1 pseudogene is annotated in these 588 nt (G+C 45.6%); it reads left to right on the top strand.

Annotated features, from left to right (window positions below):
• A pseudogene (locus tag R7R24_RS28775) lies at window positions 1–570 on the top strand (DUF2066 domain-containing protein); the annotation flags it as partial.
• Between the last annotated feature and the right edge of the window lie 18 nt (window positions 571–588).

Here is a 588-nt window from a genome sequence, read left to right on the forward strand (position 1 = left end):
CAAGCGCCTGCAAAGATTATTGATGCGCAAACTTCTCCACGCAGCGGGTCGGCAACAGGTGCAGACGCTATTTCCGCAATGGTGGATGGTATTGCTGATTACTACGCAAGTAAAAACGCCGTTGTTGTCTCAGGCAAGTCTTCTAAAGCTGTGAACGTGAAAGTGTTAAATGTAACGTCTGCTGCTGATTTCTTCCGTTTAGAAAACGCACTTACCAAATTGAATTCAGTGGCGGGCACAGAAATCAAGCGTGTACAAGGCAGTGAGTTAACGCTGACTATTCATTTGCTTGCTGCACAACAAGCATTTGAGCAAGAGGCTTCTTCGATCTCACAATTGATGGAATTTGAAGATCCACTCGGTGACGTTGAAGAAGTGACGCCATCGGAAGAGAAATCGGTAGAAACTCTACCTTCAGAGGCTCAAGCTGTAGAAGGGCAACCAAAAACGGTGGTTCAAGCCGTTGAGGAAACTGTGCCAGCAGCACAAGTACAACAGCCTGTTGTGATTCCTCAAGTGCAAGATCAATACGATCTGATTTATGAGTGGAATTATACTTCGCAAAGTTAATCCGCGTTTGGGCATAGA

It is taken from the genome of Vibrio sp. 704, assembly GCF_033339295.1.